Origin of the sequence: Roseovarius salis (assembly GCF_044472985.1) — a bacterium.
Taxonomy (GTDB): Bacteria; Pseudomonadota; Alphaproteobacteria; order Rhodobacterales; family Rhodobacteraceae; genus Roseovarius; species Roseovarius salis.
Genome location: NZ_JBISDG010000014.1, coordinates 1 through 23,296, shown reverse-complemented (window position 1 = coordinate 23,296; position 23,296 = coordinate 1). Strand labels below are relative to the sequence as shown.

Annotated in this window: 25 protein-coding genes; 10 read left to right on the top strand and 15 right to left on the bottom strand. The window is 66.4% G+C overall.

All coding sequences use genetic code 11. The features are described from left to right. From ACH13J_RS07450 to ACH13J_RS07415, 8 genes are all read right to left on the bottom strand, one after another. A complete protein-coding gene (locus ACH13J_RS07450) occupies positions 1-1,047 on the bottom strand; it encodes a beta-eliminating lyase-related protein (protein WP_397542695.1) in 1,047 nt (348 codons plus the stop codon). Beyond that, positions 1,047-1,520, bottom strand: a complete 474-nt coding sequence (locus ACH13J_RS07445; protein ID WP_397542694.1) for a YcgN family cysteine cluster protein — start codon at positions 1,518-1,520, stop codon at positions 1,047-1,049. The genes ACH13J_RS07450 and ACH13J_RS07445 overlap by 1 nt, the downstream gene beginning before the upstream one ends. Next, positions 1,517-2,455: a bifunctional riboflavin kinase/FAD synthetase gene (locus tag ACH13J_RS07440; protein WP_397542693.1), complete on the bottom strand. Its 939-nt coding sequence runs from the start codon at positions 2,453-2,455 to the stop codon at positions 1,517-1,519. The genes ACH13J_RS07445 and ACH13J_RS07440 overlap by 4 nt, the downstream gene beginning before the upstream one ends. A 122-nt stretch (positions 2,456-2,577) precedes the next feature. Beyond that, complete coding sequence (locus ACH13J_RS07435) at positions 2,578-2,760, bottom strand: hypothetical protein (protein WP_397542692.1); 183 nt, start codon at positions 2,758-2,760, stop codon at positions 2,578-2,580. Positions 2,761-2,871: 111 nt separating this feature from the next. Further along, positions 2,872-3,315, bottom strand: coding sequence for a MaoC family dehydratase (locus tag ACH13J_RS07430; protein ID WP_397542691.1), 444 nt, complete (start codon positions 3,313-3,315; stop codon positions 2,872-2,874). 102 nt (positions 3,316-3,417) lie between these two features. Beyond that, positions 3,418-4,290 (bottom strand): TIGR01459 family HAD-type hydrolase, encoded by an 873-nt coding sequence (locus ACH13J_RS07425; protein ID WP_397542690.1) that lies wholly within the window; start codon positions 4,288-4,290, stop codon positions 3,418-3,420. Between the two features lie 139 nt (positions 4,291-4,429). Next, complete coding sequence (locus ACH13J_RS07420) at positions 4,430-4,657, bottom strand: DUF1150 family protein (RefSeq protein WP_397542689.1); 228 nt, start codon at positions 4,655-4,657, stop codon at positions 4,430-4,432. A gap of 5 nt (positions 4,658-4,662) precedes the next feature. Continuing rightward, complete coding sequence (locus ACH13J_RS07415) at positions 4,663-5,076, bottom strand: Hsp20 family protein (protein WP_397542688.1); 414 nt, start codon at positions 5,074-5,076, stop codon at positions 4,663-4,665. Between the two features lie 164 nt (positions 5,077-5,240). Here ACH13J_RS07415 and ACH13J_RS07410 point away from each other — a divergent pair, with 164 nt between their 5' ends. The 3 genes from ACH13J_RS07410 to ACH13J_RS07400 are packed head-to-tail and all read left to right on the top strand — an operon-like array spanning position 5,241 to position 7,084. Next, a complete protein-coding gene (locus tag ACH13J_RS07410; RefSeq protein WP_397542687.1) occupies positions 5,241-5,465 on the top strand; it encodes a YdcH family protein in 225 nt (74 codons plus the stop codon). A gap of 58 nt (positions 5,466-5,523) precedes the next feature. After that, positions 5,524-6,012, top strand: coding sequence for a 5-(carboxyamino)imidazole ribonucleotide mutase (gene purE, locus ACH13J_RS07405; RefSeq protein WP_397542686.1), 489 nt, complete (start codon positions 5,524-5,526; stop codon positions 6,010-6,012). Then, entirely contained in the window at positions 6,005-7,084 is a 1,080-nt protein-coding gene (locus tag ACH13J_RS07400) for a 5-(carboxyamino)imidazole ribonucleotide synthase (RefSeq protein ID WP_397542685.1), read from the top strand. Before purE ends, ACH13J_RS07400 begins: the two co-directional genes overlap by 8 nt. A gap of 62 nt (positions 7,085-7,146) precedes the next feature. On the opposite strand, the gene ACH13J_RS07395 is transcribed toward ACH13J_RS07400, so the two are convergent. Together ACH13J_RS07395 and ACH13J_RS07390 are read right to left on the bottom strand one after the other, a co-directional pair. Then, entirely contained in the window at positions 7,147-8,292 is a 1,146-nt protein-coding gene (locus ACH13J_RS07395) for an alpha-D-ribose 1-methylphosphonate 5-triphosphate diphosphatase (RefSeq protein ID WP_397542684.1), read from the bottom strand. Next, the gene (locus ACH13J_RS07390) at positions 8,289-9,011 is read right to left on the bottom strand and encodes an esterase/lipase family protein (protein WP_397542683.1); all 723 of its coding nucleotides are present in this window, start codon (positions 9,009-9,011) and stop codon (positions 8,289-8,291) included. The genes ACH13J_RS07395 and ACH13J_RS07390 overlap by 4 nt, the downstream gene beginning before the upstream one ends. A gap of 67 nt (positions 9,012-9,078) precedes the next feature. On the opposite strand from ACH13J_RS07390, the gene ACH13J_RS07385 reads away from it, so the two are divergent. The 4 genes from ACH13J_RS07385 (at position 9,079) to gndA (ending at position 13,617) form a co-directional block, all read left to right on the top strand. Next, the gene (locus tag ACH13J_RS07385) at positions 9,079-9,519 is read left to right on the top strand and encodes an NUDIX domain-containing protein (protein WP_397542682.1); all 441 of its coding nucleotides are present in this window, start codon (positions 9,079-9,081) and stop codon (positions 9,517-9,519) included. 321 nt (positions 9,520-9,840) lie between these two features. Beyond that, positions 9,841-11,034: an aspartate aminotransferase family protein gene (locus tag ACH13J_RS07380; protein WP_397542681.1), complete on the top strand. Its 1,194-nt coding sequence runs from the start codon at positions 9,841-9,843 to the stop codon at positions 11,032-11,034. Positions 11,035-11,124: 90 nt separating this feature from the next. After that, complete coding sequence (gene argF / locus ACH13J_RS07375) at positions 11,125-12,051, top strand: ornithine carbamoyltransferase (protein WP_397542680.1); 927 nt, start codon at positions 11,125-11,127, stop codon at positions 12,049-12,051. A 165-nt stretch (positions 12,052-12,216) separates the two neighbouring features. Continuing rightward, entirely contained in the window at positions 12,217-13,617 is a 1,401-nt protein-coding gene (gene gndA / locus ACH13J_RS07370) for an NADP-dependent phosphogluconate dehydrogenase (protein ID WP_397542679.1), read from the top strand. Positions 13,618-13,632: 15 nt separating this feature from the next. Here the strand turns inward: gndA and ACH13J_RS07365 are convergent, their stop codons facing one another. Then, entirely contained in the window at positions 13,633-14,562 is a 930-nt protein-coding gene (locus tag ACH13J_RS07365) for a LysR substrate-binding domain-containing protein (RefSeq protein WP_397542678.1), read from the bottom strand. 99 nt (positions 14,563-14,661) lie between these two features. Here ACH13J_RS07365 and ACH13J_RS07360 point away from each other — a divergent pair, with 99 nt between their 5' ends. Then, complete coding sequence (locus tag ACH13J_RS07360) at positions 14,662-15,672, top strand: sterol desaturase family protein (protein WP_397542677.1); 1,011 nt, start codon at positions 14,662-14,664, stop codon at positions 15,670-15,672. Positions 15,673-15,677: 5 nt separating this feature from the next. Here ACH13J_RS07360 and ACH13J_RS07355 read toward each other — a convergent pair whose 3' ends face one another. The 4 genes from ACH13J_RS07355 to ACH13J_RS07340 form a co-directional block, all read right to left on the bottom strand. Beyond that, positions 15,678-17,156 (bottom strand): inorganic phosphate transporter, encoded by a 1,479-nt coding sequence (locus tag ACH13J_RS07355; protein WP_397542676.1) that lies wholly within the window; start codon positions 17,154-17,156, stop codon positions 15,678-15,680. A gap of 96 nt (positions 17,157-17,252) precedes the next feature. Next, complete coding sequence (locus ACH13J_RS07350; protein WP_397542675.1) at positions 17,253-17,711, bottom strand: NUDIX domain-containing protein; 459 nt, start codon at positions 17,709-17,711, stop codon at positions 17,253-17,255. Positions 17,712-17,779: 68 nt separating this feature from the next. Continuing rightward, positions 17,780-20,251, bottom strand: coding sequence for an ATP-dependent helicase HrpB (gene hrpB, locus ACH13J_RS07345; RefSeq protein WP_397542674.1), 2,472 nt, complete (start codon positions 20,249-20,251; stop codon positions 17,780-17,782). A 41-nt stretch (positions 20,252-20,292) separates the two neighbouring features. Beyond that, positions 20,293-20,994 (bottom strand): DUF3108 domain-containing protein, encoded by a 702-nt coding sequence (locus ACH13J_RS07340; protein WP_397542673.1) that lies wholly within the window; start codon positions 20,992-20,994, stop codon positions 20,293-20,295. A 93-nt stretch (positions 20,995-21,087) separates the two neighbouring features. Here ACH13J_RS07340 and meaB point away from each other — a divergent pair, with 93 nt between their 5' ends. Together meaB and ACH13J_RS07330 are read left to right on the top strand one after the other, a co-directional pair. After that, positions 21,088-22,059, top strand: a complete 972-nt coding sequence (gene meaB / locus ACH13J_RS07335) for a methylmalonyl Co-A mutase-associated GTPase MeaB (RefSeq protein ID WP_397542672.1) — start codon at positions 21,088-21,090, stop codon at positions 22,057-22,059. A gap of 314 nt (positions 22,060-22,373) precedes the next feature. Beyond that, on the top strand, positions 22,374-23,195 hold the full coding sequence (locus ACH13J_RS07330; protein ID WP_397542671.1) for a hypothetical protein: 822 nt from the start codon (positions 22,374-22,376) through the stop codon (positions 23,193-23,195). Positions 23,196-23,296 lie beyond the last annotated feature (101 nt).

The following is a 23,296-nucleotide window of genomic DNA, read 5'->3' as shown; positions in this document are numbered from 1 at the left end:
TCAGCCCATGGCGATCTCAACGAACCTGTCGATCTCGGCGTCGCTTACGGACCAGTCACAGACCAGCCGCGCGAGCAGCGGCTCATCGGGGGCGCCCGCGTCCAGAGGCCCTTCATAGAGGCCATAGATCGCGCCCGCCGCCTTCAGCCGCTGGTGGGTGGTGCGCGGCAGGCGGACAAAGATCATGTTCGCCTCCGGTTCGGCGGCCAGCTCGGCGCCGGGCACGCCGCGCAGGCCATCTGCCAGCCGTGCCGCCCGGCGATTGGCCGCCCGGGCAGAACGGCGCCACAGGTCGTCATCGAGATAGGCCAGCATCTGGGCGGACAGGTAGCGATGCTTGGAAAACAGGTGCGCGCCACGCTTCCGGCGAAGTTCGAATTGCCAGGCATGTCCGGGCTCGAAAAAGATCACCGCCTCCACGCCGAGGCAGCCATTCTTGGTGCCGCCAACGCTCACCGCGTCGAGCCCGGATTTCCACGTCATCTCTGCCGGGCTGCAGCCGAGCGCCTCGAGAGCATTGGCGAACCGCGCGCCGTCCATGTAGCTGGCCAGCCCGTGCTCGCGGGCAACCGCGGTCAGCGCGGACAGTTCGGGCGGGGTATAGACGCGCCCCATCTCGGTCGCCTGCGTCAGGGCGACGGGGCCGCGTTGCGGCACGTGCACATCGTCCTTCGTCCAGCCCGATACCGCGGCGCGCAGGTCCTCGGGCGACATCTTGTCCCCGTCCCCCACCAGCGTCAGCTTCGCGCCGCCGGTATAGAACTCGGGCGCGTTGCATTCGTCGGTATGGATATGCGCGAACGGCGTGCAGAACACGGTCTGCCAAGGGTCTGCCATGGTCGAGAGGGCCAGCGCGTTCGCTGCAGTCCCGGTTGCCACCAGATGAACGCTGGCGTCGGGCGCTTCGAAGATCGTACGCACGCGGTCGCGCACGGCGTCCATGTGCGCGTCGGCACCGTAGGACGGCGAATGCCCTTCATTGGCCTTGGCCAGGGCTTCGAGGATCTCAGGGTGCGCCGGGCCGCAATTGTCGGACGCGAAATGCATCAGGTAGGCTCCTCGATCACGTGATCTTCCCAATCGTCCTCGTCGACCTCGAATTCCGGTATCGTTGCGTCGCGCACCGAAACCCCGGCGGCATGAACGGTCTCGGCCGTGCCGGAGATCAGCGGATGCCAGTCACGAAGCGGCTGGCCCTCGTAGAGCAGCTTGTAGGCGCAGGTCCGGGGGAGCCAGTAGAGATTGCGGGCGATGTTGTCGACCGACAGCGTCACGCATTCGGGCACGAACCGGTGGCGGTTGTCGTATTGCGCGCAGCGACAGCATGTATCGTCGAACAGCCGGCAGGCCACGCGTGTGAGCGCGACCTCGCCGGTATCGGCATCCTCCAGCTTGTTGAGACAGCACTTGCCGCAGCCGTCGCACAGCGCCTCCCATTCGCGCCGGGTCATTCCGTCCAGCGGCGTGGTTTCCCAGAAGCGGGGGCGCAGCCCGCTGCGGTCGATCGGGTCGTTGGTCATAGGCGGGCAAGCACCTCGCGGGCGCGTTCGCAATCGGCGTCCATCTGCGCGATGAACGCCTCGAGGCTGTCGAAGGTTTCCTCGGAGCGCAGGTACTCGACCAGCCCGACCGACAGCTCGGCGGAGTAGAGATCGCCCGAGAAATCGAAAATGAATGTTTCGATGTTCGGTTCCTCGCCTTGGAACATCGGCCGGACGCCCAGGCTGGCCGCGCCGTGATACTGTCCCCGGTGCGGCCCCGTGAGCACGTCCACCAGCACGGCGTAGACGCCGAACCGGGGCGGGTGAAGTCCGGCGATGGACATGTTGGCGGTGGGATAGCCAAGATCGCGGCCCCGCTGTTCGCCGCCAAGAACAGGCCCGTCGATGCGGTGCCAGTGTCCCAGCATGCGCGCCGCGTCGCGTGGCCGCCCCTCGCTCAGCGCGTTGCGGATCGCCGTCGAGGACACCTCTTCGCGATCGCCTTTCAGCAGCTCCGCGATGGTGACGCCAAAGCCCATTTCGGCGCCGAACTTCTCGAGATCCTGGGCATCGCCCGCGCGGCCCTTGCCGAAACAGAAATCCGCACCGACGACCACGTGCCGCAGGCCAAGGCCCTCTGCGATCACGTTTCGGGCGAATTCATCGGGCGATAGCGCGGAGAGGGCGGCATTGAAATTGAGTTCGTAGAGTTTGTCGACACCGAGCTTTTCCAGTCGGTGAGCGCGCGCCTCGGGTCCGGTCAGCCGGAACGGCGGAGCATCCGGCGCGAAAAACTCGCGGGGGTGTGGTTCGAAGGTCAACACACCCAGCGGTGCGCCGATGCGGTCGCCCGTCTCGCGTGCCATCGCGATGACGGACTGGTGCCCCAGATGGACGCCGTCGAAATTGCCGATGGCGACACTGGCACCGCGGTCGGCGGGGTCGAGATAGGTATAATCCCGGATGATGCGCATGGGCCGTTGGGTAGCCTCAAGCGCAGCCCTGCGCAAGCGGCGATCCGGTCCTTGCGATGCCACGGGCAGGGCGGCCCGCCCTTTTCATCCGGCTTACCCCGCCATCACGCGGGCCGGTGCGCTCAGCCCTGGTGCGGCCCGCGCATTTCGCTGATGGCCAGCCGAATCCGCTTCCAGTCCTCGGCCTCTTTCCGGCGTCCGGTTTGCTCGCATTCCCGCATTCTTCGGGCGGCCTCGACATGTGCCCGCGCGCCGTGGGAATTCAGGAGCGCGCGAGCATACTGGGTCGTTCTCATCGCGTCCATCGCGAACCTCCCTCGTCTTGGCCGTTCATCATACCACGGGAATCCTGCGGCCCAAAACCGGCGTGGCGACCCTCTGCCAACCGGGCTGATCCGTGGCCGCGGTGTCCTGCGTCAGTCGAACTTGCCCGACGGCGCGAGAACCGTTGCTTCGCCGATCAGGACCTTTTTGCCATCCACGGTGCAACGGCAGTCCAGCTGCACGCGGCGCTTGGCGTGATCGATGCCGGTAACCTCGACCTCCGCGAGGACCATGTCACCGGGGCGCACCGGGCCGAGGAACTTGAGCGTCTGGCCCATGTAGACCGTGCCATGACCCGGCAACTGCTCTCCGATCACCGCCGAGATGAGGCCGGCCGTCAGCATGCCATGCGCGATTCGCCCTTCGAAGATCGTGTCACGGGCATAGTCATCATCCAGGTGCACCGGGTTCCGGTCGGTGGAGACCTGCGCGAACATCTCGATATCCTCGTCGGTCACCGTTTTGCGCAGGCTGCGGGTCATGCCCATCTCGATTTCCTCGATGGTGATGGTTCCGCGTGGCATGTTGTCCAACATTCGATCCTCCAAGGGTGATCGTGCGAGCAATTATATAGACGCCAAGGCGCCCGCTGAGGCAACTTTATTACTTCGCATACGCAGAAACGCAAGGATTTTTTGTCAACGCAGGCGCCCGATGGTGTAGGTCGGCGTGACGTTCTCCTGCGAGAGATAAGCTGCCAATGCCTGCGGATCTGGTTGATGCGCTGTCCCGGTCATCTGGGCGGCAAGCCCGCCGGATATGAACAGGCTGTCGAGCCCCTCTTCAATGGCACCGGCGATATCGGTTTGCGCCCCGTCCCCTATCGCGAGGATGCGGTCGCGGGGCACGTCCTTTCCGAGCGCGGCCAGACGGCGGTGTGCGAGGTCATAGATCGGCGGGTGCGGCTTGCCGAAATAAAGGCTTTCGCCACCCATCTCGGTATACATCCGGGCCAGCGCCCCCGCGCACCATTCGCGGGTCTCGCCCCGGTCGACCACGATGTCGGGGTTCGCGCAGAGTAGTTTCAGCCCCTTCCGGGCGGCGTGGAGCAGATCGGCGCGGGAATCTTCGAGATCGGCCTCGGGATCGAACGGCCCGGTGCAGACGATGCCCTCGGCGTCGTCCAGCGATACGCGCACCACATCGACCGGGGAGTCGATGATCTTGAGCGGTTCGAAGAATTTCAGGTCGGCATCCTGTCCGATGAAGTACACCCTGCGCCCCACGACGCCGCGGAACATGGCCGCCCGCGCGCTGTCGCCGGATGTGGCGATGGTGTCCCAGCAATCCTCGGGAACCCCGAAACCCTCGAGCTGCCGCTCGACCCGGTCGCGGGCACGGGGCGAGTTGGTGACCAGCACGACACACCCGCCGCGCGCGCGATAGGCGCGCAACGCCGCAACCGCCTCTTCGTAGGCCGACACGCCGTTATGAACGCATCCCCACAGATCGACGAACAGGGCGTCGTAACGGTCGGAAATCTCTGATAGCGCGTGCACGATCTGGGTCATTGGGCCTGTCCGTCACATGATGGAATCTCAGGCCCGTATGGCACCGGGACGCGGTGATGGCCAGCGTGGCCGGACACGTCACGCGGATTTCGGCGGTCATTGCCGCGCGGCCCGGCCGGAATGGCCGGCCGGGACCCTGTCAGTGGACTGTCACGGGTTCCATGTCATTCTGCTTCGCCAGCACGAATGCCAGGGACCGGTCGCGCACGAGTGCCAGCCGCTCGCCATCGGAACTGTGGACCGCGTAAAGCGTCTCAAGCCCCTGTGCCTGCTGGCGCAGGTCCTCGGGCAGGTCGTCAACCTTCACCGGGCGGACATAGACGATGGCGCGGCTGTCATCGGTGCCGAGATCGAATTTCGTATCCATTTCGCTTACCCCTTGTTGATCTTGATGGTCTGCACCACCGTTTCCGGCTGGGCACGGTTAAGGTCGATATGCAGCAGACCGTTTTCCAGCACGGCCTCTCCGACCTCGACGCCATCGGCCAGCACGAAAGAGCGCTGGAACTGCCGCGCGGCGATGCCGCGATGCAGAAAGACCCGATCGCCGGTGTCATCCTTCTGGCGCCCGCGGATCACCAGCTGGCGGTCTTCCACGGTGATCGAGAGATCGGCCTCGCGGAAGCCGGCCACGGCGAGCGTGATCCGGTAGGATGCGTCCGACGTCTGTTCGATGTTGAAGGGCGGGTAGCCCTCGTTGCCCGATTTTGCGCTGCGTTCCAGCATCCGCTCGAGCTGTTCGAACCCGAGCATGTAGGGGTGCGACCCCAGGGATAGCTTTGTCATCGGCGCGTCCTTTTCCACTAAGCGACCGTCCGTTTGCACTGGCCCCGTTATGGCGGCCCGTACGGGAAATATGGTGGCGGGGGGATGGCGGCGCAAGTGTTTTGCCGAACGCCGGGTTTGACTGTACCCTGCACACCGTCGCAGGCGGAAGCGAATCAGCGCGCATGAACAAGTTCCAAGATCTTTCGATGAAATCCGACGAGGTTCTGCGCGTCGAGCTGGAGGAATTCCGCCGCCAGCACCGCGACCTTGACGAGGCGATCCTCGCCCTGGAGGAAAAGGGCACCAGCGATCCTCTCACCGTCAAGCGGCTCAAGCAGCAAAAGCTGCGGCTCAAGGACCGTATCTCTTACATAGAGGACCGGCTTTATCCCGACATCATTGCGTAACCGGCCGCGGGTCGTATAGTGCGCAACGCCGTGGGGCAGGCGAGGCGAAGGGGCCGATATGACAGAGATACGCGTCGGCATCATCATGGGCAGCCAGTCCGACTGGGCCACCATGCGACGGGCGGCGGAGGTTCTGGACGAGCTGGAGGTTGCCCACGAGGCGAAGATCGTGTCGGCCCACCGCACGCCGGACCGCCTTTGGTCCTACGGGCAGGCCGCGGCGGGGCGCGGGCTCAAGGTCATTATCGCCGGCGCCGGCGGGGCGGCGCACCTGCCGGGCATGATGGCCTCCAAGACGCGCGTGCCTGTGATCGGCGTGCCGGTCCAGAGCCGCGCGCTGAGCGGCGTGGACAGCCTGTATTCCATCGTCCAGATGCCCCGCGGCTTCCCCGTGGCGACCATGGCGATCGGCGAGGCCGGGGCAGCCAATGCCGGGCTGATGGCCGCGGCGATCCTGGCCAACGAGGACGAGTCGCTGGCCGCGCGGCTCGACGCATGGCGCGCGGCATTGTCCGCATCAATCCCGGAAGATCCACAGGATGACTGATTCCCTCTCTCCCGGCGCGACGATCGGGATACTCGGCGGCGGTCAGCTGGGCCGCATGCTGTCGGTCGCGGCCGCGCGGCTCGGGTTCAAGACCTGCGTGTTCGAGCCGGGGGCCGATTGCCCCGCGAGCCACGTGTCGAACTACCATTTCCGCAAGTCTTACGAGGACGGCGATGCCCTGCGCGAGTTTGCCGGGGCGGTGGACGTGATCACCTACGAGTTCGAGAACATCCCCGCCGCGGCGCTTGACCTGCTGGAGCCGCTGAAACCCGTTCGTCCCGGCCGCCGCGCGCTGAAGGTCAGCCAGGATCGCCTGATGGAAAAGGCGTTCCTGTCGGAACTGGGGCTGGCCACTGCGCCGTTCGCCGCCGTGGACGATTCGCAGGACCTCGCCGAGGCGATGGCCGAGATCGGTCTTCCCGCGATCCTCAAGACCCGCCGTTTCGGCTATGACGGCAAAGGCCAGGCGTGGATCACATACGCGGACCAGGCCAAAGCCGCACTGACCGAGATGGCGGGGCAACCCGCGCTGCTGGAAGGGGTCGTCGATTTCTCGCACGAGGTGTCGGTGATCGGGGCCCGCGGGGTCGACGGGGCCGTTGCCTGTTTCGATCCGGGAGAGAACGTCCACGAGGACGGTATCTTGCGCACCACGACCGTCCCGGCGCGCCTGTCGTCGGCGCAGCGCACCGATGCAGCCCTTCTGGCCGGGCAGATCCTCAACAGGCTCGATTACGTGGGCGTGATGGGGGTGGAGCTGTTCGTGACGCGCGACGCGCTGGTGGTGAACGAGATCGCGCCGCGTGTTCACAATTCCGGGCACTGGACCCAGCAGGGCTGTTCGGTTGACCAGTTCGAACAGCACATCCGTGCCGTCGCAGGCTGGCCGCTGGCCGATGGCCGGCGCTACGCGGACGTGGTCATGGAGAACCTCATCGGCGTGGACGTGGAAAAGGTGGCCCTGATCGCGCAGGAGCCGGGCGCGTCCCTCCATCTTTACGGCAAGGCCGAGGTCAAGCCGGGCCGCAAGATGGGCCATGTCAACCGGGTGCACGCCACGCCGCGCGACTGATCCCGTGGCGCGGCATGGAAAACGGGGTATTTCGACCAAGAAGAAGCCCGCGATGCGGCGCCTCAGCCGAGAAAACGCGCGGCGGCCCGGCCCCGCATGTAGCTGACCCGTCCCCCCGACATGGTGGCGCAGACATCGCGCGTCGCCGCGTCGAGAACGACGAGATCCGCGCGCTGGCCGGGCGCCAGCGTGCCGCGATCCTCCAAGCCCAACAGGCGGGCAGGGCCGGAGGATACCAGCGCCCACGCCGCGGCAAGGTCGCAGAGCCCGCCATCCGCCAGCAGGAAGGCGGCGCGCCTCAGCGAGGGGTAGTGATAATCCGAGGCGAGGGCATCGCACAGCCCCATGGCCACGAGGTCGATCGCGCTGACATTGCCGTTGTGGGAGCCGCCGCGCACGACGTTGGGTGCGCCGAGCACGACGCCGTCGCCGTCTGAATGCGCGGCCTCTGCCGCCTCTTGGGTTTCGGGAAACTCCGCCAGCCGCACGTCCATGCGGCGCCATTGCCGGCGCGTCTCGGCGGTGCGGTCGTCGTGGCTGCCCATCATGACGCCCCGCGCGGCGAGCGCCCCGGTCAACCGTTCCAGCGCGGCGGGGACATCCGGCATCCGGGCGTGCAACGCCTGCATGTCGGCAAGGTGGCTTTCCGGGTTCTTGCCGATCCGCAGGGCCTGCCCGGTCAGCCGCGGGGGGCGCTTGCCCGCCGCCAGCGCGTCGTGCGGAAGGTGATCGTTGAACACGACGAAGGGAATGGCGAAGCGCTGCACCATCTGCTGCATGGCCTCGTAGTGGTCGAGCATCGGGATCTCGAAGCGGAGCTGCGCCAGGAGCGCGGTATCGAGGCGCGGGCGCACCTCTTCGAGGGCGGACAGCACGCGGCCGGCGAAGTCGGGGCCGCGCATGCCGCCTTCCCAGCTGTAGAACTGTGCGAGGACCGCGGTGGTGATGCCGTTGGCGGCCAGCTCGGCCTCGGCCGCGACAAGCCCCTGGTCGAGGTCTTTCATCGCCCCGCGCCGCGGCGCGAGGTGTTTCTCGAACCCGTCGCCATGGATGTCCACGATGCCGGGCAGAACGATGAACCCCGATAGATCCACTTCGCGGGCCGCGCGCACCGCCGAGATTCTGCCGTCCTCGATGCCCAGCGGTGCACGGCGCAGCCCGCCGGGGGTCAGGACCTGCGCGCCCACGAGCTTCAGCGCGTCGCTCATTCGGTTTCCGCCCCGAGCAGGTCGGTCATGCCCATGTCGTGGTCGAAAGCCCCCGTTTCGAGGAATTTCGACACCTGCGCGATGACCATCGGGTTGTTCATCATGAAGGTATGGCTCACCGGCAGGGTTATGTGGTCGGCCATGCCCGCCACCCGCGTCGACGCCACCGATACCTTCCCGTCATCCGGCCCCTCGATGAGAGTGGAAAAATACGGGTTGAGCGACCGGTCGCCCGCGATCACGCCCAGCTCGAAATCCACCGGGGGCAGATTGCCGGGCAGGCCGTCAGCCCCGGTTTCCAGCTCTTGCCCCGCCGGGCCGCTGAGCCAGAGGAAGAGCTTCGTCCGGCCGAGTTCGTCCACGAGTTGCGAGCCATGGTTGGGCGGTGCCAGCATCACCACCCGACCGAGGTTGTCGGGGCGGTGATCCCGGAGCCAGTGGCGCAACAGGATCCCGCCCATCGAGTGGGTCACGAAATGGATCCGCGTCTCGCCGCAGACCCGCACGGCCATGGGAAGCGTCTCGTCGGCAAGTCTTTCGATGCTGAGCTCGGTCGAAGGGTAGTCGGGCCGGAACGTCGTATACCCCTGCGCCTGAAGCGCCTCCTCCATCACGATGAAGGAGGCATCCGTCCGCGCGAGACCATGCAGGAGCGCGACGCAGTCGGCCAGCGCCGTGGCCGGAAGAATCGTCAGGAGGGCAGCGAGCAACGCTTTCATGGCTATTGAGATAGACACAAACCCGCCGATACAACAGCCCCCGATACAATCACGGAAAGGAAGGCCAATGGCGGGGGTGCGTCTGGCCGTGCGCGCGGTGATCGTCGAGGATGGCAGGCTCTTGCTGGTCAATGCCTACCCCGGCGGGGACAGCGACCTGTGGTGCGCCCCCGGCGGCGGGGTCGAGCCCGGCGCGTCGCTGCCCGACAACCTGGTGCGCGAAGTGCAAGAGGAAACCGGGCTCACCGTGGAGGTCGGCCTGCCATGCCTCGTCAACGAGTTCCATGACCCGCGCACCGGTTACCATCAGGTCGACCTGTTCTTTCGTTGTCGGGTCACCGGGGGTGTGCTGGACGCGGGCTGGCGCGACCCCGGGGCGGTGGTCGACCGCAGACGGTTCTTTTCCCGGACGGATCTGGCTGGCCTCAGGCTCAAGCCTGACAGCCTGCCGCGGGTCGCCTTTTCGGACAGGGTCCTCTACGACCCGCTGGAGCGGCTGGTGCGCTGAGGCGCCCGCATGTCCGCCCCTGCTACTGGCGCCAGCACTGCCGGCGCGAGCCCCGCGCGCCCAGACAGCGCCGCACCGGTATTATCGAGCGCGCCGCGGGCCAGCGAGAAGCTGTGGGTGTGGGTCAGAAGGGAAACACCCCCGCTCCGCGTGCGCCAACACGCGGCGCCCGGCATGCCCGATCCGTCCGTCAGCGGGTCCCGGGGCATGGCGCGCGGCCGGGCCCGGCCGTATGCCCGGCCACTTGCCGTGTCTGCCGGAATTGACTTGCCGCCCGGGCTCAGGCACTCAAAGGGCTTCTTGTATCAGAGGATAGACGACATGATCCCCTCCGTTCTGCCGACCTACAACCGCGCGCCCCTGACCTTCGTCAAGGGCGAGGGAAGCTGGCTGATCGAGGAGGACGGCCGCCGATTCCTCGATCTTGGCGCCGGCATCGCCGTCAACGCGCTTGGCCACGCTCACCCCGCGCTGGTGCGGGCGCTGACCGATCAGGCTGCGAGGCTGTGGCACACGTCGAACCTCTATCGCATCCCGCAACAGCAGGAATTGGCCGACAGTCTGGTTCGGGCGACGTTTGCCGACACGGTGTTCTTCACCAATTCCGGCACCGAGAGCTGCGAACTGGCGGTCAAGATGGTGCGCAAGCACTTCTTCGACAGGGGCGAGCCCGGCAAGACCGAGATCGTCACCTTCGAGGGTGCCTTTCACGGCCGCTCCAACGCGGCCATCGCCGCGGCCGGTTCCGAGAAGATGACCAGGGGCTTCGCGCCGCTGTTGCCGGGCTTTCGCCACGTGCCCTGGGGCGATCACGATGCCCTGCACGCGGCGATCGGCGAGCAGACGGCCGCCATCCTGATCGAGCCGGTGCAGGGGGAGGGCGGCATCCGTCCCTTGCCCGACCAGTGTCTCAGGGGCCTGCGCGAGCTTTGCGACGAAAAGGGCATCCTGCTTGTTCTCGACGAGGTGCAGTGCGGAATGGGCCGCACCGGCCGGCTCTTCGCGCATGAATGGGCCGGGATCGCGCCGGACATCATGCTGGTCGCCAAGGGCATCGGCGGCGGCTTTCCCCTTGGCGCGGTGCTGGCCACCGAGGCGGCAGCGGCCTCGATGGGCGCGGGCACGCATGGCTCGACCTACGGTGGCAATCCGCTCGGCTGCGCCGTGGGCCGCGCGGTCATGGATCATGTCGCCGACGAGGGGTTCCTCGCCGAGGTGCGCCGGAAATCGGCCGTCTTGCGCCAGGGGCTCGATGGCCTGGTCGCCGCGCATCCGGGGGTTTTCGAGGAGGTGCGCGGCCGCGGCCTGATGCTTGGTCTCAGGTGCAAGCCAGCGAACACAAAGGTTGTCGAGGCGGGGTACGAGTCGTGCGTTACCACGGTCCCGGCGGCGGAGAACGTGGTGCGCCTGTTGCCGCCGCTCACGATCTCCGACGACGAGATCGCCGAGGCCGTCACCCGTCTCGATGCCGCCGCCTCGCGGATCGAAACCGTATCGGAGACGGCCAGCGCCTGATCTTCATCTTGCCGGAAATACTCCGGGGGAGTCGCCCGCAGGGCGACGGGGGCAGCGCCCCCATCCCCCTTCAGCCAAGAGACGACGACAATGCACCATTTCCTCGACATACACAAAACCGACGCGCAGGCGCTGAGGCAGATCATAGACAAGGCGCGGGAGATGAAGGGCGCGCGGGCGGGGCGCACGCGCGGGGCGCCCGACGACGACCTGCCGCTCGCGGGCCGGATGGTGGCGCTCATCTTCGAGAAGCCATCGACCCGCACGCGCGTGAGCTTCGATGTCGGCGTGCGCCAGATGGGTGGCCAGACGATGACGCTGTCCGGCGCCGAGATGCAGCTTGGCCATGGCGAGACCATCGCGGACACCGCCCGCGTGCTGTCACGCTATGTCGACCTCGTCATGATACGCACCTTCGACGAATCCGTTCTGACCGAGATGGCGGAATACGCGGATGTTCCGGTGATCAACGGGCTGACTGACCGCACCCACCCGTGCCAGATCATGGCCGACGTCATGACGTACGAGGAACACCGCGGCCCGATCGCGGGCCGCAAGGTCGTGTGGTCGGGCGATGGCAACAATGTATGCTCGTCCTTCCTGCACGCGGCCGCGCAGTTCGGCTTCGACTTCACCTTTACCGGGCCTGCGCAGCTCGACCCCGAGGCAGAGTTCGTCGGTCTGGCCCGGGATGCCGGCTGCAAGGTCACGATCGAACGCGACCCGTTCAAGGCGGTCGAGGGCGCCGACCTGGTGGTGACCGACACATGGGTCAGCATGCATGACAGCCAGTCCACCAAGGAGCGCCGCCACAACATGCTGCGCGGCTACCAGGTGAACGAGTCGCTCATGGCCCATGCAAAGCCCGATGCGCTCTTCATGCATTGCCTGCCGGCCCATCGCGAGGACGAGGCGACCAGCGCGGTGATGGACGGGCCCCATTCGGTGATCTGGGATGAGGCGGAAAACCGGCTGCATGCGCAAAAGGCGATCATGCGCTGGTGCCTTGGTGTCTGAGGCCGCCGACAGCGCTGCCTGTCCGGCCGGCCGAACCTGCGCTCCAGCGTGGTGGTATCGTTTTGACCCCCCGCGCAGCGGGTGCAGGCCCGCGGCGCCAAGTCTTGCGCGCCGCGCCGCGTGCAATAGTCTGAGCCGGTGGGCTTGAACGGGAACCGGCCGCCTATGGCAAGGGCAGAGATAGGCATCTACGGTCTCGGCACGATGGGCGGCGCGCTGGCGCTGAACATGGCCGAAAAGGGGCTGGGTGTGGCCATCTCCAACCGCGAAGCGGATTGGATCGACCCGTTCATGAACGCGGCCGGCGACCTGGCGCAGAACCTCTATCCGCGCGAGCGGATCGAGGATTTCGTCGCGGCGCTGGCCAGGCCGCGCGCGGTCATGTTCATGATCCCGTCGGGGCCGCCGCTGGATAACATGATCGCGGCCATCGCGCCGCTTTTGTCGCGGGGCGATACGATCGTCGACGGTGGCAATGCCGATTTCCATGATACGCGCCGGCGCGCGGCGCAGTTGGCCGAAAGCGGGCTTCATTTCGTCGGCATGGGGGTGTCGGGCGGGCAGCACGGTGCGCGCCACGGCCCTTCGCTGATGGTCGGCGGGCCGGAACAGGGCTGGCAGCGGCTGGCGCCCGTGCTCCGGGCCATCGCGGCCCGTTACGAGGGAGATCCATGTGTCGCCCGGTTGGGACCGGACGGCGCGGGCCATTTCGTGAAAACGGTCCACAACGGCATCGAATACGCCGAAATGCAGATGATCGCGGAGGTTTACGGCCTGATGCGCCACGGCGCGGCCCGGCCGCCGGCCGAGATCGGGCGGCTCTTCGCCGATTGGAACGACGGGCCCCTGGCCTCCTACCTGTTGGGCATCACCGCCAAGATCCTGCAAACCGCCGATCCTGCCACGGGGCATCCCGTCATCGACGTGATAAAGGACGCGGCGGATCAGAAGGGCACTGGCCGTTGGACCGTGGTGGAGGCGCTGAACCTCGGACAGTCCGCGAGCATGATCGAGGCGGCGGTGGGCGCGCGCAGCTGGTCGGCGGAAAAGCAAACGCGCCAAGCGATTCAGGCACGCCATGGCGGCGCCCGCGGCGGGCTGGAGATCGACGATGAGACGCTGGCCGAGGCGATGATGGCGGCGCGCATTCTTGGCCATGCGCAGGGGTTCCGTGTTGTCGCGGCCGCCTCGGCCGCGTACCATTGGCGCCTGGACAGTGCGCGCATCGCGGAGATCTGGCGCGCGGGCTGCATCATCCGCTCGGCCTTTCTCGACGATGTGGCAGCGGCTTTCAGGGCCGGGCTGCCGGCGGGCGAGCTCATCCTCTCGCCAGCCCTTGCACAGCGTCTCGGGCGGTGCGTGCCTGCCTTGCGCGGTGTCGTCGCGTCGGCGGTTGCCGGGGGGCACGCCGTGCCGGCGCTGGCGGCGGCCCTGCAATGGTTCGATACCATGCGGCAAGGCCATGGCACGGCCAACCTGATCCAGGCGCAGCGGGATTGGTTCGGTCGCCACGGGTTCGAACGGCTGGGACATGCCGGCAGGGTCCACGGGCCGTGGTTGCCCTGATCCAGAGATCCAGAATCAGACCGTGAGATCGGATGCGGCCCCGCCGGCCATCCAGCCGTGAAGCGCGTCGAGAAAGGCCGAGACCGACCGTCTTGGACGTCCCTTTGCCCGGCCCGACAACAGTTGCAAGCGTGGCAGCCCCGGGTCCAGCGGGCGCGACGATAGCGCATCGCCGGCATAGGAACGGGTCGTGAAGGGACGCATGTTCAGAACCGCGATCCCCATGCCCGCGCCGACGAGGCTGCGCACCATTTCCGTGCTGTCGGCACGGGCGGCGACCTGCGGTTGCAGACCACTGTCGAGAAACAGCCGGTCCAGGTAGGGCCGCGCAAGCGGACGGTCGAGCTGCACGAGCGGGTGTCGCGCGATCCTCTCAAGCGGCACCGGACCCTCACCCTCCAAAGGATGCCCCGCGGGAAGCAGCACGTAGGGTGGCAGGTCCAGCAACACGCGCGTTTCCACCCCGGCGCGCAGGTCCTGCCCGGCGAAGAGGATCACGTCGAGCGCGCCCGACAGCAACGCCTCCTGCGCGCTATCGTTGTCGTGTTCCCGCAATTCGAGCCGCAGATCGGGATTGTCCCGCATCAGCGGCATCACGAGGCGTGGCAGGAACGCAGGGGCGACCGGTGCGTAATAGCCAACCCGCAACGTGCCGGTGAGGGTTTGGGCGATGTCCCGGCCTTCCGACAGCACCGTTGCATAATCATCCAGCAGCGTGCGGAAGCGTCCAGCCATTGCGGCGCCTTGGGGCGTCGGGGCGATGCCACGGGCCCGGGTACGGATCAGCAGGCTGGCGCCGAATTCCGCCTCGACCTGGTCGACCGAGGCCGCGACCGCCGAGGCAGAGGTGTTCAGCGCCTCGGCCGCCGCGGCGATCGACCCCCGTTCGACGACGGCGGCAAAGGCGCGCAGGGCCTTCAGCGACAGGCGTAAATCGTCTTTCATCGGCCATTCCACGGATTTTTCGTTATTTTTATTCTAATAATTCTGTTTTTCCAAGGAAGCGGTGCGTGGCAACCTGGCCGGCAAAGGACGGAGCCAGCCATGACCGCCGATACGCCGACAGACACGCCCACCGAGACCGACCGAAAGCTGCCTGGTTGGCACCATGTCCCCGATGTGCCGATCGAGGTATCGCCCTTCTTTGCCTGGCCACCGCGGCCCCGCCGCATGCTGCGCTGGATCGCCGTGCGCTGGTTCCGGCTGGCCGAGAACTCGATCCTGACCGGTCTTGCGCTGGTGTGCTGGCTTTGGCTTCAGCCGTCGCTCGAGACGACGCGGACGCTGTCGCTGGACTGGATCGCGGCTATCTGGCTGCGCAACATGGCGCTCATGGTGATCATCGCAGGCGGGTTGCACTGGTTTTTCTACATTCGCAAGGGACAGGGCGCGCGGTTGAAGTTCGATCCCCGCGACCTGATGCACAAGGGCCGGCAATTCACATTCGGCGGGCAGGTGCGTGACAACATGTTCTGGACGCTTGTCAGCGGCGTCGGATTCTGGACGGCCTACGAAGTGCTCATGTTCTGGGCCATGGGGAATGGCTGGGCGCCGGTGCTTGCGTGGATCGACAATCCGCTATGGTTCGTGGTTCTTTTCCTGCTCACGCCGGTCTGGATATCTTTCCATTTCTACTGGATACACCGGGCGCTGCACTGGCGGCCGCTGTACAGGCTGGCGCATGCGCTGCATCATCGCAACGTCAATGTCGGGCCCTGGTCCGGCCTGTCGATGCATCCGGTGGAACACCTGATCTTTTTCAGCAGCGTGCTGGTGCATTTCATCGTGGCGGCCAGCCCCGTTCACATCCTGTTCCACATGCAGCATCAGGCCCTGACGGCCGTCACCTCGCACACGGGCTTCGAGGATCTCTTGCTGCGGGATCGGCGGCAACTGGCGCTTGGGACCTTCCATCACCAGATGCACCACCGATATTTCGAGGTGAATTACGGAAACCTCGAGATGCCGTGGGACAAGTGGTTCGGTACCTTTCATGACGGGACGGCCGCCGCACATGACAGGCTCAGGCACCGGCGGGGACGTCACCGAGCCTGAAACGCTCAGGCCGTCACCGTGTTGAGCAGCAAGAATATGGCTGCCGACATTATCGCCGCGGCGGGAACGGTTACGACCCAGGCGGCCACGACCGTCATGAAATGACTGCGGCGCACCAGTTTGCGGCGGCGCCTTTCCTCGGGCGGCAGGCGGCGTATCTTGCTGCCGTTCGCCGCCGAGGGCCGCCGCCGCTCCATGTACCATTCACGGAAAAACCCCACGCCGAAGACACCCCCCACCGCGATGTGGGTCGAACTCACCGGCAGGCCCAGCCAGCTGGCCACGATGACGGTGATGGCCGCCGAAAGCGCCACGCAATAGGCGCGCATCGGGTTCAGCTTGGTGATCTGGCTGCCGACCATGCGGATCAGCTTGGGGCCGAACAGGAACAGGCCGAACGATATGCCAAGCGCCCCGATGATCATGACCCAATGAGGGATGGCCACCGTGCCCGCCGCCGACCCGAACTCCGACGCGTGCACGATGGCAGCCAACGGGCCCACGGCGTTGGCCACGTCGTTGGCCCCGTGCGCGAATGACAAAAGCGCCGCCGAAAGGATGAGCGGCAAACCGAACAGCGCCTTGAGCGAGCGGTTGCGGTTCTCCATTCCCCGCGACTGCCGCCGGATGAGCGGGATGGTCACGGCCCAGATGACGCTGCCGACCGCCAGCCCGATCATCAGCGCAAGGCCGATATCGACATCGATGATCCGCTTGAGCCCCTTCAACGCGAGATAGGTCGCGAATGCGCCCGCCATCACGCCTACCAGCAACGGCACCCAGCGACGCGCCGCCGCGATCTTGTCGTCGCGGTAGATGATCCGGCTCTTGATCACGGCAAGGAACGCCGCGGCGACGACACCGCCCAACACGGGCGAGACCACCCAGCTTGCGGCAATCGCCCCCATGGTTGGCCATGAGACGGCGGCAAACCCCGCCGCCGCGATGCCGGCGCCCATAACCCCGCCCACCACGGAGTGGGTGGTCGAGACGGGCGCCCCGATCCTCGTGGCGAGGTTGACCCAAAGGGCAGCCGAGATCAGCGCCGCCATCATTGCCCAGATGAACACGCGGGGTTCGGCCACGCCAGCCGGATCGATTATGCCCTTGGAAATGGTCGACACCACATCGCCGCCGGCCAGAAGCGCGCCGGCGGTTTCACAGATCGCGGCAATGACAATCGCCCCGCCCATGGTCAGCACGTTGGCGCCCACGGCGGGCCCCATGTTGTTGGCCACGTCGTTTGCGCCGATGTTGATCGCCATGTAGGCGCCGAACGCCGCCGCCGCGATCACGGCCAGGTTGCCGGGCTGCGCGCTGAACAACAGGGCTGCCGCCAGCCCCGCGATGACGATGAAGGCGAGGGCGATCCCCGGCGCGATCAGCGGCCGGGCGACATAGGCGGTGGCGTACTCGACATGGGATATCCGGCCGAGATCCTTGTCGAGCGTTCTCCACTGGTTGTCGTCGGGTGTTTCGCTCACGCTGGTGCCCCGGGGTTCTGCCGCAGTCAGGCAACAGCGCTACAGCCCCGGCAAGGGCACTTCAACCGTGCCCGTTGCGGCTTTGTTACAAAAACGTCACAGGCGCAGCAGGAGCTCTTTCAGTTCCGGTTCGTCGACGCGGTTCGCAGCGGTCCGGGGCGACAGCCAAAGCCGCGCACGCTCGCGGGCTTCGGGATAAATGTCCGACAGCGCCTCGACATCCAGTCGGTAGACCTGCACTTCTACGGGGGCGGCATATCCGTCGTCCAACTGCTTTTCGTAACGATAGGTCCCGACCACCTCGGGTGAAACGCGGGCAGATTTGACGCCCGCTTCCTCCCATGCTTCCTGCCGGGCCGCCTCGGCCGCGTCCATGCCGTCCATGAGCCATCCCTTGGGCATGACCCATCGGCCGGTGCCACGGCTTGTTATCATCAGGACCTCGGTGCCCTCGCCGCTCTCGCGGCAACAAAGCGCGGCGACCTGCAATTGGGGCGGGCGACGCAGCAGGGGCCGCACCATCCCGGCCCAGGCCGCTTTCAATCCATCGGTCATTGTTGTCTGTTGCCTGCTCATCTCGCTGTGAGAACCAAGATATAGACAACCGGTTGATGAAATTCAAATCAGCCCCCGCGACGCTTGGCGCGCAAGGTCGGGGCTGCCGCCGTCGGGTCCTCGGGCCAGGGGTGCTTTGGATAGCGACCGCGCATTTCCTTGCGGACATCGGGGTACGAGTTGCGCCAGAAACCGGGAATGTCCGTCGTGGTCTGCACCGGCCGTCCCGCCGGCGAAAGCAACGTGACCTTGAGCGGCGCCGCGCCCACGGTCGGATGGTCGGCAAGGCCGAACATCTCCTGCAGGCGGACCTCGATCTCGGGAGGGTCCGCGGAATAGTCGACCGGGACCGTTCGGCCGAGCGGCGTTGTGAAATGCGCCGGCGCCGCGCTGTCGAGTCGCTGCATCTGCTCCCAGTCCAGCCGGGCGCGCAGGGCGGGCAGGATGTCGAACCGCTTCCAGTCCTGCGCCGTGTTTACCCCCCTGAGGTAAGGCAGGAGCCACTCCTCCAGCCTGTCCATCAGCGCGTTCCCGGTCATGTCCGGGAACGCCTCGCCGGTGGCGCGCAGCAGTTCCACCCGGGCGGCGAAACGGCGTGCGGCATCCGTCCATGTCAGCCCCAGATCCCGCACGCCGTCCAGCATCGCGCGCGCCACGGCATCGTCCGGCACGTCCTTCCAGATGCGGTCATCCAGCACCAGGGCGCCGAAACGCTCCTGCTGGCGGGCCACCACCTTGCGCGCCCGCTTGTCCCAATAACATACGTCTTGCCAGCCGATCTGGTCCGAGAAGAGCGCCCGCAGCTCCGACTCCTCGATGCGGATCGCCTGGCGGATGCGGGCCTCGCGCCGGTCGCCGTCCAGATCGGTCGCCACGATCAGCCTTGCGCCGGCCATCGGGTCGGCCTCGGGCATCGCCGCGCCCTTGCCCCCCGAAAGCACGTAACGCGGCTGGTCGCCCTTGCGGCGCAGCCCGACACGGTCTGGATAGGCCAACGCCGCCATCGCTGCATCGCCCATACCCTCGCGCTGCGCCGTGCCCGCGCGTTTCGCCAGCCGCTTCGCCTCGGCCCGGACGCGTCCGAGTGCTGCGCGGTTTGCCCCATGCGGCACGTTGTCCGCATGCCCGTTCGGATCACGGATGGCCGATAGCCGCAGGCCAAGGTCCACCGGCGCATCCCGGCCCATCGGATCACGCTCCGACAGCAGCGCCGCGAGGGGGGCGGCGGCGGGCCCGGCCACCGCAAGCATGTGCGCCAGCCGTGGATGCAGCGGCAACGCCGCCAGATCCTTGCCGTGGGCCGTGATCCGGTCGGAGGCATCAAGCGCCCCGAGCATCCGCAGAAGCGCCCGTGCCTCTTCCATGCCGCCGGGATTGGGGGGCGCGAGAAACGGCAGATCCTTCGCCGCTGCGCCCCACAGCGCCAGTTCCAGCGCCAGCCCGGCGAGATCGGCCACCTCGATTTCGGCAGGCGGATAGGCGCGCAACGCGCCCTCCTCGCCTCGGGTCCAGAGCCGGTAACAGACCCCTTCGGACACCCGGCCCGCGCGGCCCGCGCGTTGCGTGGCCTCGGCGCGCGTCACCTTTTCCGTCACGAGGCGGGACATGCCAGAGGACGGGTCGAACCGCGCCCGCCGGGCCCGCCCGCCATCGACCACCACGCGGATACCCTCGATGGTCAGCGACGTCTCGGCGATGGCGGTGGACAGCACCACCTTGCGCCCCTGAGCCAGCGGCGCGATGGTGGCGCGCTGCCGTTCAAAGGGCAGCGCGCCGTAAAGCGGCGTCACCGTGCAATCGCCAGGCAGACGGCCCTTCAGCAGCCCCTCGACCCGCCGGATCTCGCCCTCGCCGGGCAGGAAGACGAGAAGGCCGCCCGTCGTCTCTGCCGCCGCCTCGGCCACCAGATCGGCCAGCGCCGCCTCGAACCGCACTTCCTTGGGCCGCGGGCGGGGCAGGTGGCGGATATCGACCGGGAAGCTGCGCCCCTCCGACGTGATGACCGGCGCGTCCATGAGCTCCGCCACCGGCTCCGCGTCGAGCGTGGCGGACATCGCCACCAGGATGAGGTCATCGCGCAAGGCGCCCGCGATCTCGAGGCAGAGCGCGAGCCCGAGATCGGCGTTGAGCGAGCGTTCGTGGAACTCGTCGAAGATCACGGCGCCGATACCCTCTAGCCCGGCGTCCGCCTGGATCATGCGGGTCAGGATGCCCTCGGTGACGACCTCGATCCGGGTGGCCCGTGAAACCCGCGTCTCGCCCCGCATGCGGTACCCCACCGTTTCACCCACGGCTTCCCCGAGGGTTCGGGCCATGCGCTCGGCGGCGGCGCGCGCGGCGAGCCGGCGCGGCTCAAGCATCACGATGCGGCCGGCCGTCAGTCCCGCGCGGTACATCTCCAGCGGCACGACGGTGGTCTTGCCCGCCCCCGGCGGCGCCTGGAGAACGGCGCGCCCGGTGTTCCGCAGGGCGTCGATGAGGCGGGGTATCGCCGCATGTATCGGCAAGCCGGCGTCGATCATGGCCGGGGTATGTCTCATGCGGGCGCTGATTTCCACCGCCTGCAGCCTTTCGGACCGGTTTACCGACGGTCCATGACCGCCGGTCCAAGGCGCGTGTCGAATTCCACCCGTTCTGCCCGCATGCCGCTGCCGTTGGGTTCGTATTGCACCGTTATGCTGACATGGCGGTTCTCGCGCTCGCTGTTACCGTAACCCGACACCCGGCGGTAATGCCCGGTGCAGGTGATCGCCTCGCCCTGTTCCCGGCGCTGGTTGAGCGCGATCTCGGCGTGGCGGTGTCCGTCGAAGACGTCGGCGGAAAACCGGCATACCTTGTCACGCGGCTGGTCGCGCAGGGCGAGGTAGAGCAGCGTCAGCGGGTCGATCGCGTCGGATAACCGGGACGTGTCGGCGGGCGGGGCGCTGCTGCCGGTATCACCGGAGAGCAGGTGCGGCTCGCCGGGGGCGAAACGCACCTCGACATTCGTCACCCTCTGGCCGTCGTCGATGGCCTCGGAATAATCGTGCGGCTTCAGCCGGCCCTGCGCCACGCGGCCCTGCACGGAAACGTCGGCGCGGACCCGTTTGAGCACGCCGACCAGCCCCGCGGTGCGAAACCGCGACCGGGCGGCGTAGGCGCTGTCGGTTTCGCGCGCGGCAATTTCCATCACGCCGGCATGCAGGCCCAGCAGGCGCACGTCGAACCGCATGGACGACTGGTCCTCCCCGGCGCGGGCCGCCGTGGCCAGACATGCCAGCAGTACCAAGAAGGTCAGTCGCATCGCATCACATCCGATAGCCACATCGGCGCGCTCTGGACAACGGATGGCGTGCCGGGGCATAGGGGCCGGCGATTCCCTTCCAGGGCAGCGCACATGGATATTGCACAGCTAAGCGACAGAATAATCAAGGGTGACCGGCGGGCTCTTGCTCGTGCCATCACCCTGATCGAGAGCGGCCGGCCCGACCACCGTATGGCGGCCGGCCAGCTCATGGAGGCGCTCAAGGGCCACGGACAGGCCATCCGCATCGGCCTGTCGGGCACGCCCGGTGTCGGAAAATCCACCTTTATCGAGAGTTTCGGCACCATGTTGACGGGGCAGGGCCTGCGGGTGGCGGTGCTGGCGGTCGATCCCAGCTCGGCCCGCTCGGGCGGCTCGATCCTTGGCGACAAGACGCGGATGGAGCGGCTCAGCCGCGACTCCAACGCCTTCATCCGCCCCTCGCCCAGCCAGTCGCATCTGGGCGGCGTTGCGCGCCGCACGCGCGAGGCGGTCGCGGTTTGCGAGGCCGCGGGTTTCGACGTCGTGCTGATCGAGACGGTGGGCGTGGGCCAGTCCGAGACCGTGGTGGCCGAGATGTCGGACCTGTTCGTGCTGCTGCTGGCGCCGGCGGGCGGCGACGAGCTGCAAGGCGTCAAGCGCGGGATCATGGAAATGGCCGACATGATCCTCGTCAACAAGGCCGATGGCGACCTGAAGGCCGCGGCCACGCGCACCTGCTCGGACTATTCCGGCGCCTTGCGGCTGCTGCGCAAGCGCCCGCAGGACCCGGAAGGATTTCCCAAGGCGATGATGGTCTCGGCCCGGCAGGAGGAAGGATTGCAGGCCGCGTGGGACGAGATGACCGCGCTGGTCGACTGGCGCCGCGCGCACGGGCATTTCGACGCCCGCCGCGAGGCGCAGGCGCGCTACTGGTTCAACGAGGAAGTGAAGCAGGGGCTTCTGGCCCGGCTGGAAACGCCCGAGGCGAAGGCGGCGATGGAGCAGGCGGCCGGGGACGTGGCCGCGGGCCGCGCGACGCCGACCAATGCGGCGCGGGACTTGCTGGACAAGCTGAAGTGGTGAGTGCGAAAGGCGGTACCGTTTCGTGTGAAACGAATTGCTAACACTCTTCGGTACAGAATGCCGCAACTTCAATAAATGGCCTTATTCATCCGGAAAATGCTACGGTATGATGATTGTTGGAGGATAATTTGGGACGTCAACTAGTATGCCTTGTGGCACTCTTGATCGCGTCTGGCGCTAGTGCTCAGTCGGCAGCAGAGCATCATGCCTGGCAAGATGCGCGATCTTTTGCGCCCCTCAGTAGGACGGCAGAGGCGATTACGGGCGCGATAACCCTCTCAGGAAATGCAGAATTCGCGTCCGAAGGCAGTACGATGACGATGACCTTCGGAAATGGGGCGGCTGTTGAGTTGACATCCGAAGGCGCATATTGGCGAACGTGGGAATTGACCGGCGGGAAACATACGGCCGAGGTGTTTAAACTATCTGACAGTCCCGGCGCACTTCGGAACGGCAACACCCTCTGCGGCGGCGAGAATACGGAAGAAAATCTCTACGCGGTTTTCTACGAGCAAACCCTTTTTGACCTGCCCGCGACCCTCGCGCTCGCGGTTTTTCAGTCGGTTAAGCCGCCGTTTGATATCAACAGCCCCGGTCTTTGCGGGACGTATACCTACAATATTACCACACACGATGAAGCGAAAAGTTCGAATGAAATAGCATCATCCATGGCCGAGAACGCGGAAACCGGATCTTGGCGGGTACGTAAAACAGTCAACCCGATTGACGACACGAAGACCGTTACCCTGTCGCTTGAGGCTGAGGTCGGTACATCCAGCTATGGAGAGCCAATAACTTTCGTGGCTCGCTGTAAGTCCAACAAGACCGAGGCTTACGTGATTTGGGGAGATTATCTTGGGGATGACTCGGGTGACATCTATTCGGAGTGGAAGAATGTAACCGTTCGAATCGGGAATGATCAGGCGATACAGGAGCGCTGGGGCGTATCGACAGACCGCAAAGCTACGTTCGCGCCCGATTGGGCCGGAAACCTGCTGAAACAGTTGTTGGACGAAGACAGACTTGTCCTCCAGACAATCCCTTATGGCGAGAACCCCAATACTGCAATCTTCGACATATCCGGATTCCGGTCTGTTCTTGGCGAATTGGCAGGAACATGTAACTGGAGCTACTAAGGTTGACCTGCCACTGAACTTTCATCCAGCCGGAACCGGAGTCCTTTGGGTTCATACGCCGACAAGCGCAGGTGGAGCAACCGAGAGATGCGCGGAGCTTT